The sequence below is a fragment of the Salsipaludibacter albus genome (assembly GCF_019798055.1).
GTDB classification, from domain to species: Bacteria; Actinomycetota; Nitriliruptoria; order Nitriliruptorales; family Nitriliruptoraceae; genus Salsipaludibacter; species Salsipaludibacter albus.
Genome location: NZ_JAHOPH010000001.1, coordinates 251138 through 265280 on the forward strand (window position 1 = coordinate 251138; position 14143 = coordinate 265280).

At 73.0% G+C, this 14143-nt stretch carries 15 protein-coding genes; 1 reads left to right on the forward strand and 14 read right to left on the reverse strand.

Annotation, left to right across the window (positions count from 1 at the left end; translation table 11 throughout):
* Positions 1-95: 95 nt before the first annotated feature.
* From KR546_RS01165 to KR546_RS01180, 4 genes are all read right to left on the reverse strand, one after another.
* Positions 96-758, reverse strand: a complete 663-nt coding sequence (locus tag KR546_RS01165; protein ID WP_238442859.1) for a redox-sensing transcriptional repressor Rex — start codon at positions 756-758, stop codon at positions 96-98.
* A gap of 179 nt (positions 759-937) precedes the next feature.
* Positions 938-1204, reverse strand: a complete 267-nt coding sequence (locus tag KR546_RS01170; protein WP_238442860.1) for a glutaredoxin family protein — start codon at positions 1202-1204, stop codon at positions 938-940.
* Positions 1201-2577, reverse strand: a complete 1377-nt coding sequence (locus tag KR546_RS01175; RefSeq protein ID WP_238442861.1) for an MFS transporter — start codon at positions 2575-2577, stop codon at positions 1201-1203. The genes KR546_RS01170 and KR546_RS01175 overlap by 4 nt, the downstream gene beginning before the upstream one ends.
* Positions 2574-4181, reverse strand: a complete 1608-nt coding sequence (locus KR546_RS01180; protein ID WP_238442862.1) for an AMP-binding protein — start codon at positions 4179-4181, stop codon at positions 2574-2576. Before KR546_RS01180 ends, KR546_RS01175 begins: the two co-directional genes overlap by 4 nt.
* Positions 4182-4335: 154 nt before the next feature.
* Between KR546_RS01180 and KR546_RS01185 the strand changes: the two genes are divergently transcribed.
* Positions 4336-5214, forward strand: coding sequence for a sugar phosphate isomerase/epimerase family protein (locus KR546_RS01185; protein WP_238442863.1), 879 nt, complete (start codon positions 4336-4338; stop codon positions 5212-5214).
* A gap of 182 nt (positions 5215-5396) precedes the next feature.
* Here the strand turns inward: KR546_RS01185 and KR546_RS01190 are convergent, their stop codons facing one another.
* The 10 genes from KR546_RS01190 to KR546_RS01235 form a co-directional block, all read right to left on the reverse strand.
* Entirely contained in the window at positions 5397-6266 is an 870-nt protein-coding gene (locus KR546_RS01190; protein WP_238442864.1) for a lysophospholipid acyltransferase family protein, read from the reverse strand.
* A gap of 136 nt (positions 6267-6402) precedes the next feature.
* The gene (locus KR546_RS01195; RefSeq protein ID WP_238442865.1) at positions 6403-7428 is read right to left on the reverse strand and encodes an NAD-dependent epimerase/dehydratase family protein; all 1026 of its coding nucleotides are present in this window, start codon (positions 7426-7428) and stop codon (positions 6403-6405) included.
* Positions 7429-7528: 100 nt separating this feature from the next.
* Positions 7529-7738 (reverse strand): helix-turn-helix domain-containing protein, encoded by a 210-nt coding sequence (locus tag KR546_RS01200; protein WP_238442866.1) that lies wholly within the window; start codon positions 7736-7738, stop codon positions 7529-7531.
* A gap of 224 nt (positions 7739-7962) precedes the next feature.
* Entirely contained in the window at positions 7963-9123 is a 1161-nt protein-coding gene (locus tag KR546_RS01205; RefSeq protein ID WP_238442867.1) for an acetoin utilization protein AcuC, read from the reverse strand.
* Between the two features lie 147 nt (positions 9124-9270).
* Entirely contained in the window at positions 9271-10128 is an 858-nt protein-coding gene (gene proC / locus KR546_RS01210; RefSeq protein ID WP_238442868.1) for a pyrroline-5-carboxylate reductase, read from the reverse strand.
* A gap of 65 nt (positions 10129-10193) precedes the next feature.
* Positions 10194-10700, reverse strand: coding sequence for a type III secretion system chaperone family protein (locus KR546_RS01215; protein WP_238442869.1), 507 nt, complete (start codon positions 10698-10700; stop codon positions 10194-10196).
* A 49-nt stretch (positions 10701-10749) separates the two neighbouring features.
* Positions 10750-12045 carry a glycosyltransferase gene (locus KR546_RS01220; RefSeq protein ID WP_274387396.1) on the reverse strand — a complete coding sequence of 432 codons (1296 nt, stop codon included), beginning with the start codon at positions 12043-12045 and terminating at the stop codon, positions 10750-10752.
* Positions 12042-13052, reverse strand: coding sequence for a GNAT family N-acetyltransferase (locus KR546_RS01225; protein ID WP_238442870.1), 1011 nt, complete (start codon positions 13050-13052; stop codon positions 12042-12044). Before KR546_RS01225 ends, KR546_RS01220 begins: the two co-directional genes overlap by 4 nt.
* Positions 13053-13148: 96 nt before the next feature.
* The gene (locus tag KR546_RS01230; RefSeq protein WP_338019061.1) at positions 13149-13613 is read right to left on the reverse strand and encodes a helix-turn-helix domain-containing protein; all 465 of its coding nucleotides are present in this window, start codon (positions 13611-13613) and stop codon (positions 13149-13151) included.
* Complete coding sequence (locus KR546_RS01235; protein ID WP_238442871.1) at positions 13610-14119, reverse strand: inorganic diphosphatase; 510 nt, start codon at positions 14117-14119, stop codon at positions 13610-13612. Before KR546_RS01235 ends, KR546_RS01230 begins: the two co-directional genes overlap by 4 nt.
* Between the last annotated feature and the right edge of the window lie 24 nt (positions 14120-14143).

Below are 14143 nucleotides of genomic sequence, written 5' to 3' on the forward strand. Positions count from 1 at the left end.
TGCAACGCCCGGCCGAGTCTATCGCCTCGAGGTCCCCCGCCCCGGTCGGTCCAGGGGCCTGCCAGTCGCAGCGGGCCAGCGTGCACCGGTGGGTGTCAGGTGCCCGTGGCGACCTGTCGCTCCGGGCCGGGCGTGGCGTAGAGCTGTTCGTAGAAGCTGAGGATCTGCAGTTCGGTGGAGACGTCGACCTTGCGCACCGCGACGTGCTCGGGCGTGTCGACGTGGGTCGGGGCGAAGTTGAGGATGGCGGTGACGCCCGCCGCGACGAGGCGGTCCACGATCGACTGGGCGTGCTCGGCCGGGGTCGCGATGACCGCGATGGTGGCGCCGCGCTCCAGCACGGCACGGTCGAGGTCGGCGACCGGCTCCACGACACCGTTGCCGACCTCGGAGCCGACCAGGTCGACCGACTCGTCGAACAGGCCGACGACGTTGAAGCCCCGCCGGCTGAACCCGTCGTAGGCGGCGAGCGCACGACCGAGGTTGCCGATGCCGACGATCACGACCGCGCGGTCCCGGTTGAGGCCCAGCACCTCCGAGATCTCGTCGATCAGCTCGCCCACCCGGTAGCCCACGCCCCGGGTGCCGAAGGCGCCGAGCTGCGACAGGTCCTTGCGCACGATCGCCGCATTCACCCCGGAGGCGTCGGCGAGCGCGGTCGACGAGATGGTCTCCACGGCATTCTCGGACGATTCCACGAGGGACTGCAGGTACAGCGGCAGGCGTGCCACCGTGGCCTCGGGGATGGAGCGGGACATGGGCTCCCCTGGTGTGGACGGGACCGGCTTCGCGGGACCGGTTCGTGGACCTCGTCGGGGCTCCGGACGAGCCCGACATCGACGTGTCGGGAGAGGGACCGACGTTCCCCCAGTCTAGTGCCCGGCGTCGACCACTCGATCCACGGTCGGACCCACGGGGCGCCGCCCCGCACGTCGTGTCAGGGACTCCGGCGTGCCCGCCGTGCCGCCCGCACGGCGGCGCGGATCGTGCCGGGCTCCACCACCAGTTCGGCCACCTCGACCCCGTCCACGGCCACCACCGGGACACGCACGTTGTAGCGACGCTGGAGGTCGTCGTCGGCGTCGACGTCGACCAGTTCCAGGCGTGCCCGGCGCGCCTCCCTGCGCGCCAGCTCCTCCGCCCGGGCGCACAGGCCACAGCCCCGGCGCGTGTAGACGGTCACCACGGGACGGGAGCGGCTCATGCGACCGCCCCGGGGCTCGGTGGGGGTCGCCCGTCCAGCTCCCAGCCACGCGTCTCCGGCAGGCGGCGCAGTGCCAGGGTGACCACGACGGGGACCAGGGCCAGGATCCGTGCGGCCCCACCGAACCCGCCCGTGGCATCGGCGAGGATCCCGAACCCGGCGAGTCCGACGACGGCGCCGAGCACACCAGCGGCCGCCAGCCACCCCGCGACCGTCGCCCGCACCTCGGTCGGGAACACCTCGGCCGCGGCGGCACCCAGGCCGGGCCCGATGGCGCCACCGGCGAGGATCCCCACGAGGTAGCCGACGAACATCAGGGGCACCGCGCCCGAATAGGTGCCGGCGAACCCCAGCCCGGTTCCCACCAGCCCGACCGCGACGCAGGGCCGGCGGCCCACGTGGTCCGACAGCCATCGCCCCGCCAGCAACCCGACCAGTCCGACCGGCCCGGCCGCCAGGACCACCAGCGCCATCGTCGAACGGGCCAGGCCCAGGATCGACTCGCCGTACACGAACACGTAGGTGAACCCGGGACCGGTCGCGACGGCGATGCCGGCGGCCACCGCGACCAGCCGCGCGAGGTCGCGACGATGCGGACGGGGCACGGCGCCGGGCAGCGCCGGGGCGGTCTCGGCCAGGTGGGCGCGTGCGGCGACCGGTGGCTCGACCAGCGTGCGGGCCAGCCACGGCAGGGCCAGCAGCGGCAGGAAGACCGCCAGCATGACCGGGCGGAAGCCCTCGGGAAGCAGCGACCGGCCGATCGAGATGACCCCGCTGCCGATGCCGTAGGTCGCCGCGATCAGCCCGATCGCCCACGAGCGGTACCGGGCGCTGGTCTCCTCCGCCGCCACCACCCCGGACACGGCGTTGACCGTGGACAGCCAGGGCCGTGCGAGCGCCACGAGGGCCACCCAGGTCCAGAAGGTCGGTGCGAAGGCCGAGCTGCCGGTCAGCGCGAGCCCGACCACCAGGGCCAGCAGCAGGACCCGGCGGCGACCGAGGTGGTCGGCGATCGCCGACCCGGGCAGCGACGCCAACGAGGCGAGCCTGATCACCGCCAGGGCGATCCCGAGCGTGGTGGCCTGCAGGCCGATCTGGGACGTCAGGTCGGTGCCGGCGTCCACCGTCCCGAAGGCTCGCGCGACGTCGCCGATGACGGCGGTGATGGCGAACTGGCCCATCCCGCTCGCGGCCGACACGACCGCCGCAGACACCAGTGACGGGGTCAGCCAGTCGAGGCGGCCCCCGGCGCCATCGGGTGGTGGCCTGGCGGCGCCACCAGATGGTGGCGGGGCGGCGCCATCAGATGGTGGCGGGGCGGCGCCATCAGATGGTGGCGGGGCGGCGCCGGGCGCGTCGCCGGGGTCGGTCACGACTCGCGCAACGCGACACGTCGAAGCTTCCCGGATGCCGTGTGTGGCAGGGCGGACACGAACTCGATCGTCTGGGGGCACTTGTAGCGGGCCAGCCTGGTGGCGCAGAAGCCCACCAGGTCGTCCTCGGTGACCTCGCCGTCGGTGACCACGAACGCCTTGACCGCCTCGCCCGTGTAGGGGTGCGGGATCCCGACGACGGCACAGGCGGCCACGGCGTCGTGGGCCTCGAGCACCCGCTCGACCTCCTGGGGGTAGACGTTGAACCCGCTCACGATCACCAGGTCGGAGTTGCGGTCCACCAACCGCAGGTAGCCGTCCCGGTCGAGCACGCCCACGTCTCCGGTGCGCAGCCAGCCGTCGTCGGTGAGGGTCGCGGCCGTGGCCTCGGGGTCGCCGTGGTAGCCGGCGAAGACGTTGGGCCCGCGGACCCAGACCTCGCCCGGATCGCCGGTGGCGACGTCCTCGGGGTTGTCGCCCCCGCTGAGCTCCACCAGGCGCAGCTCGATGCCGGGCAGCGGGTGGCCGACCGTGCCGGGCCGGGGCTCGGGTGCCATGGAGTTCGCGGTGACCGACGGTGACGCCTCGGTCAGCCCGTAGCCCTCCTCGACCATGATCCCGGTGCGGTCCAGGAACGCCGTCAGGACGTGCTCGGGCAGCGGTGCGGCGCCCGACACGGCCAGGCGGAGGTCGGCGAAGGCGGTCGTGGGCAGGTCCGGAAGGGTGGTCCAGGCCACGTACATCGGCGGAGCGCCCAGCAGGATCGTGACGTGGTTGCGCGTCATCGCGTCGAGGGATCCCAGCGGGTCGAAGCGCTCCTGGAGCACCACCGTCGCCCCGACCCGCACGCACGCCCCCATGCCGACGTTGAGGGCGTAGATGTGCGACAGCGGGAGCACGATCAGGGCGACGTCCTCGCCGGTGATCTGGAAGCGACCGGCCAGGGACTGGTCCTGGTTCGCACGGAGGTTGCCACGGGTCAGCATCGCCCCACGTGGCCGCCCGGTCGTGCCGGAGGTGTAGACCAGCGCGGCGAGGTCGTCGTCGCCGACCTCGACCGGGTCCGGCACGGCATCCCCCGCCACGACCTCGCTCCACCGCCGCACGCCCTGGGGTGCCTCGTCGCCCGCCACCACGACCGGCACGTCCAGCTCGAGGGCGACGTCGACCATCCCGGCCGCGACGGACCCGGCGACGACGAACAACGACGCTCCCGAGTCGGCCAGCGAGTGGGCGACCTCGTCGGGTGCCAGGGCCGTGGACAGCGGCACGGCGACGGCCCCGATCCGCAGGGTCGCGTAGTAGGCCTCGACGAACGCGGGGACGTTGCCGACCTGGATCGCGACCCGGTCCCCCACGCCGATCCCACCGGACTGGAGGTCGGCCGCGGCCGCGTCCACCCGGGCGTCGAGCTCGCGATAGGTGACCGTGCGTCCCTGCCACACGATCGCGGGTCGATCGGGGTGGCGCACGGCAGTCTCGCCCAGGCGGCCCTCGATGTCGATCAGCGAGCGCTCCAGCGACTCTTCCACGTCGACCTCCACGGCCCCGTCCACCTGGCGGCCGGTGTCACGGGTCTTCGCACCGGGACGTGGCGCGTTCACCGGCCGGCCTGCTCCCCGGCGCAGCCTACAGCGCCGGGGGTCGTCGCCCGCCGGGGATCGAGGCCGGGGGCAGCCGGTCGTGCAGTGGACCGGATCCGGGCCGATCGACCCGCCCGACCACGGGGTCGGCGGCCACGAGGGTTACGCTCCCGCCGTGGACACCCCGAGCATCCTGGCCTCCACCGGACCGCTGTTCGCGCGTCCGGTCGACTGGGCGATGGGCGTGATCGCCGAGGCCGGCTACGACGGCGTCGAACTGATGGTCACGCAGGATCCCGCCACCCAGGACGCCGCCCAGGTCGCCGCGGCGGCCGAGCGGGAGGGCGTGCTCGTGCCCGTGGTCCACGGCCCGTTCCTGCTGTTGACCCGGCGGGTCTACGGCACGGACCTGGTCGCCAAGGCGCGCCGATCGCTGGCGCTGGCCGGCGAGGTCGGGGCCGAGCTGATGATCGTCCACCCGCCGTTCCGGTGGCAGCGCGCCTTCCACGAGTGGCTGCTCGACGAGGGCGACGACGAGGCGGCCGACCACGACACGCAGATCGGCGTCGAGAACCTCTACCCGGTGAAGGTCGCCGGACGACCCGTGCGGTTCCACCGCTACACCGAGCCCGACCACCTCGACCCGTTCCACCACGTCGTCCTCGACACGTCCCACTTCGGGGTCGCCGGGGTCGACATCGTCGATGCGTGGCACGCGCTGGAGGATGCGACCGTCCACCTGCACGTGTCGGACTACCGCGGCCAGGGTCGCGACAGCCATGCACCGCTGGGACACGGACTGTTGCCACTGGGACGGTTCCTCCACGACGTCGGCGCCCGCGAGGACGCCCCGTCCATCACCCTGGAACTGGACTGCCGCCGGTTCCTCGACGACCGGTCGGCGCTGGTCGGGTACCTGACCCAGGAGCGGCTGAAGTGCCGGGAGCTCCTGGACGGCGGCGACGTCGAGGACGTCCTCGGGCGCCCCGACGTGGTCAGCGTGGCCCCCGGAGCGGCCGAGGACGACGCCGACCAGCCCACCGTTGGGCTCTGAGCCCCCGCGTCGAGCGGCGTTACGATCCTCGCACCGACCTGCCGGGCCTCCCCCGGCGGTCCGTCGACCACGGAGGGACCATGCGACGCGGCACCGCCATCGCGCTCGTCGTCCTGTTCCTGGTGATCGTCGTCGCGGCGATCGTCCAGCTGCTGCAGGTGTCCTGACCCGCCCTGCAGCTGCTAGAAGAACACGGACTGGCGGCCCATGAGGATCGTGGTCAGCATGTCCTGGATGGTGGAGCGGACCCGGTCGGCCAGTTCGAACACGACCATGGGGTCGTCGGCTGCGTCCGGGCCGAGGTCACTCGTGTCGATCGGCTCGCCGTAGGTGATCGACCACTTCGAGGGCAGTGGGAGCAGCCCGACGGGGCCGAGGAACGGCAGGGCCAGCATCTGGGCGACGAACGGGAAGTACGGCAGCCCCAGGGCACGGGCGATCTGGCGGGCGTCCCACAGGAGCGGGTAGATCTCCTCGGACCCGACGATCGCCGTGGGGACGATCGGGACCCCGGCACGCAGGGCGGTGGCGACGAAGCCGCCACGGCCGAAGCGCTCCAGTTGGTAGCGGCTCGCGAACGGCTTGCCCAGGCCCTTGAACCCCTCGGGGAACACCACGACCAGTTCGCCGCGCGCCAGCAGGTCGTCGGCGTCACGGTTGTTCGCCCGGGTGACCCCGGACTTGCGGGCGAAATGGCCGATGACCGGGGTCTCGAACACCAGGTCGGCACCGAGCTCGCGTGGGTGACGGCCACTGGCCTCCCACAGGTCCACGTGCAGCATCAGCCCGTCGACGGGCAGGGTGCCGGCGTGGTTGGCGACGACCAGCGCACCGCCCGGCGGGATGGTGTCCCGTCCGTGCGAGGCCACCCGGAACCAGTGTCGGTACAACGGCTGGACCAGCGGGATCAGCACGTGCTCGGTCAGGTGCGGGTCGAGCCCGTAGTCGTCGATCTCGTAGTCGCCGGTGAAGCGACGCCGGAGGAACTCGGCGACCCGGTCGAGGTGGTCCGGCAGGCCATCCCCGAGCACCTCGGCCAGGGCGTCGAGCACCGTCGTCGCGGCCCGGGCCCCGTCGGTCCACGTCGGGCCCGGCCGACCCCGGCCGGCGGACTGACGACCGCGTAGTTGCGGCACGGGTGGCCAGCGGCCGTGGGCTGGCCACACCGGGGACGGGGCTCGGCGGTGCTCACGCGTCACCCGCCGGTTGGCGCAGTCGCGCCGCGACCGCCTGCTGCAGTGCGAGCAGGTCACGCCGGGTCACGCCGCGCTGTCGCCGCCGCTCCAGGAAGGCGGCGAAGGCCTCGGGCGTGGTGTGGGTGGGGGTGTAGCCGAACTCCGTGACGAGGCGGGTGACGTCGACGACCCGGCCGAACAGGAGGAAGGACAGCTGGTCGGTCGGGACGTCCACCCGGCCACTGCGATTGGCGAGGTCGGCCATGCCGGTGACGAACGCCCCCGGCACGGGCAGGCGCATCCGGCCGGCCTGCCGGATCGCCTGGCTCAGGTACAGCGCCCCCGGGCCAGCGACGTTGTACAGGCCGGGCCGGGGATCCGTGACGGCCCGGACCACCACCTCGACGGCGTCCTCGGCGTGGCAGAACTGCAGTCGGGGGTCGAAGCCGAGCACGGACGGGACGACCGGGAGGGAGAAGAAGCCCGACAGCGCCGAGTCCTCGACGCCACCGACGAAGTTGGCGAAGCGCAGGGTGGTGAGGTCGAGGTCGGGGCGACGGCGGGCGAGCCCGGTCGCGTAGCCCTCCACGTCGATGACGTCGCGGGTGAATCCACTGGCCGTGCGGTCGACCGGGGTGTCCTCGCTGAACACGCCGGGATCGGCCGCGTCGGAGCCGTACAGGACGGTGAACGACTTGAGGACGACGTGGCGCAGGTCCTCGGCGTGCTGGGCCGCCGCGAGCAACTGCATCGAGCCGATGACGTTGCGTTCCTTCATGCGTCGTCGGCCGCCGGCCGCACGTGGTGCGGTGTGCATCCCCGCGTGGACCAGGGTGTCGATCCCCTCGTCGCGGAGGGTGGCCCCGACGATGGGGTTGGACAGCTCGGCACGCACGAACCGGACGGGGCCGAGCCGGCGGGGCTCGTGGGTGTCGACCCCCACGACCAGGTCGACGTCGGGGTGGGCCGCCAGGCGCCGGGCCATCCGAGCCATGATCGGACGTCCGACGCCCGTCAGCAGCACGCGACGAGAACTCATGGGGTGGGACCGTCCGGTCGCACGCGGCACCGCGACCAGGTGGGCACGGTCGTGGGGATCGTCAGTGCCGGGTCCGCGTGGTCACCGATCACGCACGTCCTCAGGCCTCGTCGACGTCGGCCAGGTCGACACTGGAGGGGTCGACGAGCTGTGCCTCGAGATAGGAGTCGAGGTCCTGACTGCGGACACGATAGGAACGTCCCACCCGCACGGCGGGCAGCTCCCCTCCGCGGATCAACCGGTAGACGGTCATCGTGGACACGCGGAGCAGGTCCGCGACTTCACCGGCAGTCAGGAGTTGTGCATTCATCGTCAGGGTTGCCTACGCGGGGAGAGGACAGTTGAGCCCCAACGCTAGCGAAGTCTCGGCCCGAACACGAAACATCCCCGACACCGGCGTGGTCGGACCCGGTGTTGGACGCGTGACGCGACGGCGGCGATCTCGGCTCGTCACCCGCCACTGCAACCCCGCGCCGGGGTCCCCGGTGACGCGTCGATCCCTCCTGCTGCATCCGACCGCCCCGCGGGGCGCGCTCACAGCCCGTGGTGGGGAAGGACCAGTTCCTCGACGGCCCGCGCCGACTGCTCGGCCTCGTCACGGGCACGTCGGCGCAGGTGGTCGTTGACCGCCACGGGGGCTTCCCAGAACGACTCCGGCGGCTTCTGCCCGGTCCGACGACGGGCGGTCTCGCGCCAGGTCATCGGGATGTCGACCGGCAGCGTCGCGCCGGTCATCTCCGCGAAGGCCATCGTCCACACCCGCGGCACGACGTGCACCCACTGGTAGCCCCCGCCGCCGGTCGCCACCCAGCGGCCGCCAGCCGCCTCGTGGGCCAGCGTGTGCAGGCGGGCCACGATCGCCCCGAAGTCGTCGGTGGTCAGCGACAGGTGGGCCAGCGGGTCGGTGACGTGGGTGTCGCATCCCAGCTGGGTGACCAGGGCGTCGGGGTTGAACGCCCGCACGAGTGGCTCGACCACCCGGTCGAAGGTCTCCAGCCAGACGTCCCCGGTGGTGCCGGGCATGAACGGCAGGTTCGCCACCGACCCGAGCGCCCCGGGTCCCCCGACGTCGCTGGCGGCGCCCGTGCCGGGGAACAGGTGCCGTCCGGACTCGTGCAGCGAGATGGTCAGGACCCGGGGGTCGTCCGCGAACATCGCCTCGACGCCGTCGCCGTGGTGGACGTCCACGTCGACGTAGCAGACCCGCTCCATCCCGCCGGCCAGCAGGTGGTCGATCGCGATGGCCGGGTCGTTGTAGATGCAGAACCCGGCGGCGCGGTCGGGCATGGCGTGATGCAGTCCGCCGGCCGGGTTGAAGGCGTGGTCGACCTCGCCGGCCAGCACCATCCGGGCCGCCTCACGGCTGGCCGCGCACACCAGCAGCGAGGCCTCGTGCATGCCGGCGAAGACCGGGTTGTCCGCCGATCCCAGCCCGTGGGCCCAGGCCGGCGGATCGGCGGGGTGGTCCGAGGCGTGGCGGACCGCGGCGACGTAGTCGGCCCGGTGCCGGTGCAGGACCTCGTCGAGGTCCGGCTCGCCGGGCGCCACCGTGACGACGTGGTCCGGTGCGAGCAGGCCGACCTCGCGGACCAGGTCGACGGTCAGCTCGACCCGGACCGGCTTGAGCGGATGGTCGGCCGAGAACTCGTAGGCCGCGAGCGCGTCGTCCCACACCAGGGCCACCCGTTCGGACACGTCGCCTCCCGACGTCGACACGGTCCCGAGCCTACGCGTCGCCGCGTCGCCTGCGGCGACGTTGGAGTTGCTCGGCCACGGCCTCGCAACGTCCAGCACCACCCTTCGCCGCGTCGCCTGCGGCGACGCGCTCCGGCGAAACCAGGGTCAGTCCTTGCCGAGCTCGCGGCTGCGGGCGGTGGCGGCCTCGATGGCGTCGACGACGGCGGCCTGCAGGCCGTGGTCGTCCAGGCGCGCCAGCCCGGCCAGCGTCGTCCCGCCGGGCGAGGACACCATCTCGCGCAGCTCGGCGGCCGACTGGGGGCTCGCCGCCAACAGCGCGCCGGCGCCGGCGATCGTCTGCTCGACCAGCACGACGGCGTCGTCGTGGGCGAGGCCGACCGCCTCGGCGCCGGCGACCATCGCCTCGGCGAGTGCGAACACGTAGGCCGGTCCGGAGCCGGAGACCCCGGTGACGGCGTCGAACTGCTCCTCCGGGAGGATCCGGACGTCGCCGGCCTCGGCCAGCAGGGCGGCCACCCGGTCGACGTCGTGCGCCTCGGCGTGCGTCCCGCCGGTCAGCACCGACATGGCCTGCCCGACCAGCATCGGCGTGTTGGGCATCACCCGGACGGCGCGCGTGCCGGGGGCCAGCGCGGCCTCCATGGCGGTCGTGGTCACGCCGGCGGCCACCGAGACCACCACCGCGTCGTCGTCGAGGTGGTCGGCGATCGCGGTGAGCACGTCGGACACCAGGTGCGGCTTGACCGCGACGACCACGACCTCGGCACCGGCGACGGCTGCCGAGGGGTCGGTCTCGACCCGGATCCCGAGCTCGTCGGCGACCCGCGTGGCGACGTCGGCGTCGGGCTCGCAGCCGACCACCTCGCCAACCGCCAGGTCGGTCGCCCGGGACACCGCCGAGGCGATCGCGGAACCCATGCGACCGACCCCGACGACCGTGACGCGACGGACGGCCGGGGCCTCGCCCGGGGTCGTGGGAGGTGGGGTCGGACCGGTCGACATGGCGGCTCCTCGGAGGTGTGGACTGGACGTGGACGTCGATGAGGCCTGCGCGGAGTCGTGGCCGCTCAGCCCTGGGTGGACACGGGGTTGGGGGGCATGTCGTTGGCGGCCCGCCATGCCTGCTCGGCGGCGATGTAGTCCGCGAAGCCGGTCCGCAGGACGGTGTTGAAGGTCTCGTCGGACACCGCCAGGACCTCGCCGAGGAGTTCGTCGATCGCGGCCGCGTCGACCGCCGCGATCGGCACGCGGCCGGTCAGGACGATGTCGCCCTCGTCGTCGAGCGCGAAGTGCACCCACCGCGCACGCTCGTTGCGGTGCAGCAGCAGCTCGTGGACGGCCCCGTGGTTGTCGTCCGGACGGCCGGCCAGCAGCGAGGTGATCCGCAACGAGCGCTCGCCCAGGACCAACAGGACCGGGATCGTGCGCTTCCACTCGCCCGCCAGCATCGTCATCCAGCGCTGCTCGCCGACCCGGTCGACGTCCAGGCCGAGCTCGGCCAGCGTGTCCTCCAGCTGCCCCGCCACCTGCTCCGGTGAGGTCGCAGTGGTCGTGGTCGGCTGGTCGTCGGACATGCGAAGGACCTCGTCGGGGACGTGGGCACGTCGGCGTGGCGAGGGAGGGTCAGCTGGCCCGGACCACCGCGGCGACATCGGGACGGACCATCGCACCGTACACCGACTCCAACCGGTCGACGGTGGACGACCAGGAGCTGGCCAGCGCGTGCTGGCGTCCGGCCTCGCCCGCCCGCCGGGCACGGTTCGGGTCGGTGAGGAAGCCGGCGATCGCGGTGGCGTGGTCGGCCGGCTCGTGGCCCTCGACCAGGGTGCCACCGGCGCCGACGACACTGTGCAGCCCGTCCACCGCACTGGCCACGACCGGGGTCCCGCTGGCCTGTGCCTCCAGGGCGACCAGCCCGAACGTCTCGGTCCGGGACGGCACGTGCACGACGTCCGCCCGTCGGTACAGGGCGGCCAGCTCCTCCTGGGGGCGGGCCGACACCAGGTGGACGGCGTCGTCGACCCCGAGGTGGACGGCCAGTGCCCGCAGGTCGGCCGGCTCGGTGCCGCCGTGGTCTCCCGAGGCACCACCGACGATCGCCAGCCGGGCGTCCGGGACCCTGCGGCGCAGCTCCGCGAGCGTGCGCACGGCGACGTCGGGGCCCTTGAGGGGCTGGAGACGACCGACGAACAGCACCAGGGGCGCCTGGCCGACCTCGTCCAGCAGTGCCGCGACCTCCGGGGCGGGTCCGGCCGGCCGGGCCGGTGGCTGGGGCGCGAAGCGTTCCACGTCGACGCCCGGTGGCACGACGGTGATGCGACGCCCCGACATGCCGAGGCGGTGGTGCAGCAGCCGGCCCTCGCCGCAGGTCAGCGCCAGCACGCGGTCGGCGTCGTCTGCCAGCCGCTGCTCGGCGACCAGCCGCAACGGTGGCTCCGGGAGGTCACCCGGCGCCAGTGCCCGGTTCTTCATGACCCCGAGGGTGTGGAACGTGTGGGCGTAGGGGACCTGCCAGCGTCGCGACAGGCGACGCGCGACCCAGCCCGACAGCCAGTAGTGGCTGTGGAGCAGGTCGTAGTCACCGGTCCGGCCCAGCGCCTGCATCGAGAATCCGCACAGGTACGAGGGCAGCTCCTGCTTGGGGACCGCGCGCGGGGGTCCGGCCAGCAGGTGCACGACCCGCAACCCCTCGTCGAGCTGGACGACGTCGGGCGTGTCGGACTCGGTGCGCCGCGTCAGCACGTCGACGAGGTGGCCACGCTCGGCCAGTCGACGAGCGACCTCCATGACGTAGACGTTGAGGCCACCACCGTCGCCGGTGCCCGGCTGCTCCAGCGGCGAGGTGTGGACCGACAGGACTCCGATGCGCAGCCGGGTGTCCGGGCCGGCCGCGGGCCGGTTGGGGATCGGCGGGGTCATCGACCGCTGGCCCGGGCGGTGATCGCCACGACGTCCCGGTCGACCGCGCCGAAGCGGTACTTGTAGGACTCGTCGCCACGCAGGAGGTCGAAGGTGTCCAGGCCCTCGTCCGCCGCCAGGGCGACCAGCTCCGCGACCAGCACGTTGCCGGTCGAGAACGACGCCATCCGGGGGTCGAAGGCCGAGTTGTACAGGCCCCAGCGGTCGCGCCACACCAGGGACACGTTGGCGGCGACGGGCCGACCGGCGACCGTGAGTTCGTGGAGGCGGAACACGTCGTCGTGGGCGAACTCGGTCGCCAGCGCGTCGAAGAATGCCCGCATGTCGTCGCGGTCGAAGAACGAGGCCTTGTGGCTGGCCGCGTCGTCGTTCATGGTGAAGAACCGGTCGATCGCGTCACCGAGGTCGCCGTCGTCGGCCGTCACCACCTCGACGTCCCCGAGGTCACGCGCGAGCCGGCGCGCCTTGCGGCGATGTTCCTTGCGGTCCTTGCCGGGGAGGGCCTCCAGCCAGGCCTCGTGGCCGGCGGACACGTCCACCACGGGGGCGACGTCGATGCGGGTGGGATCGTCGACCTCGAGGCCACGGGCCTGCAGCGCCGTGGCCAGCAGGTCGGGCCAGCCGGTGTCGTCGGCCAGGCCCGACAGGACGAGCTCGTCGACGTCGAGGGTCGCGAGCCGCTCGGCCCACGCGGTGGCGAGGTCCTTGGCGGCATCGGGTCGTGCGATCGGGCCCTGGTAGTCGGTGACCTCGGTCCCGCCGGCGAACTCCAGCACGCGCCGCCCGTCACGCTCGACCTGGGCCTCCACGACGATGCCGACCAGCTCGTCGCCGTCGTGCAGGGCAACGGTGGTGACGTCGTGGTCGCTGCCGAGCACGTCGTGCCACGTCCGCAGGAACCGCGGGCCCTGGAAGACCGAGGCCTCGGGGTCGGCGTCCAGCAGGGCGGTCCACTGCTCACGCAGGGCGTCGTCGCCGAAACCGGCATGGATCGACAGGGTGGGCACGGGGCTGGTCCTCGGAGCGGGGGACACGGGATGGCTCGACGACCGGCGAGGGGCATCGTCGGTGGTCCGCGAGTGGGAACGCCCGCCCGACGTGGCCTATTCCTGCTCGAGCTCGGCGATGCGTCGGAACGACCGGTACATCTCGAGCAGGGCCTGCTTGTGTGCATCCGTCAGCTCGGGCGCACGCAGGATCGCCTGTTCCACCCCCGCGTCGGGCTCGGCCTCGTCGAGCAGTCCCGCCCGCACGTAGAGCGTCTCGGAGGAGATCTCCAGCGCGCGGGCGATGGCCTGCAGGATCTCGGCCGAGGGGTTGCGCAGGCCCCGTTCGATCTGTGACAGGTACGGGTTCGACACCCCGGCCATGTTCGCCAGCTTGCGCAGCGACAGGCGGGCGCCCTCGCGCTGGTGGCGGATGAACGACCCCAGGTCCGTGCCGGCCTCGCGCAGGAGCTGCTCGACCCGGTGGTCGTCGGCACCGACCGTGGGACCGTCCTCGGGATCGGACTCGGGATCGGGGTCGGCCGGGGGGGCGTCGTCGGTCGGGTCGGTCGGGTCGGTCACGACGCGTCGCCGGGCACGGCGTCGGGATCGCGGTAGCGGGCCAGCGAGTCCTCGATGGTCCGCCAGGCGACCTCGCGTGGCTCCCAGCCGTGCACGTCGACCACCTTCTCCTCGAGGTTCTTGTAGATCGAGAAGAAGTGGGCGATCTCGGCCAGCAGGTGGTGCGGGACGTCGGCGAGCTCGCGCACGTGGCGCCAGCGCGGGTCGGAGTGCGGCACGCCCAGGATCTTCTCGTCCGGACCCTGGTCGTCGGTCATGTCCAGCATCCCGACCACCCGGGCGTTGATCATGCACCCCGGGAACGTGGGCTCGCCCAGGATGACCATCGCGTCGAGCGGGTCGCCGTCCCGGGCGAGCGTGTCCGGCAGGTAGCCGTAGTCGCCGGGGTAGCGCACCGCCGAGAACAGCATGCGGTCCAGCACGAACACGTCACGTTCCTTGTCGTGCTCGTACTTGTTGCGAGACCCCATCGGCACCTCGATGAGGACCTCGGTCGCCTCCGTCATCTCGTCACCTTCCCACCGTCCGTG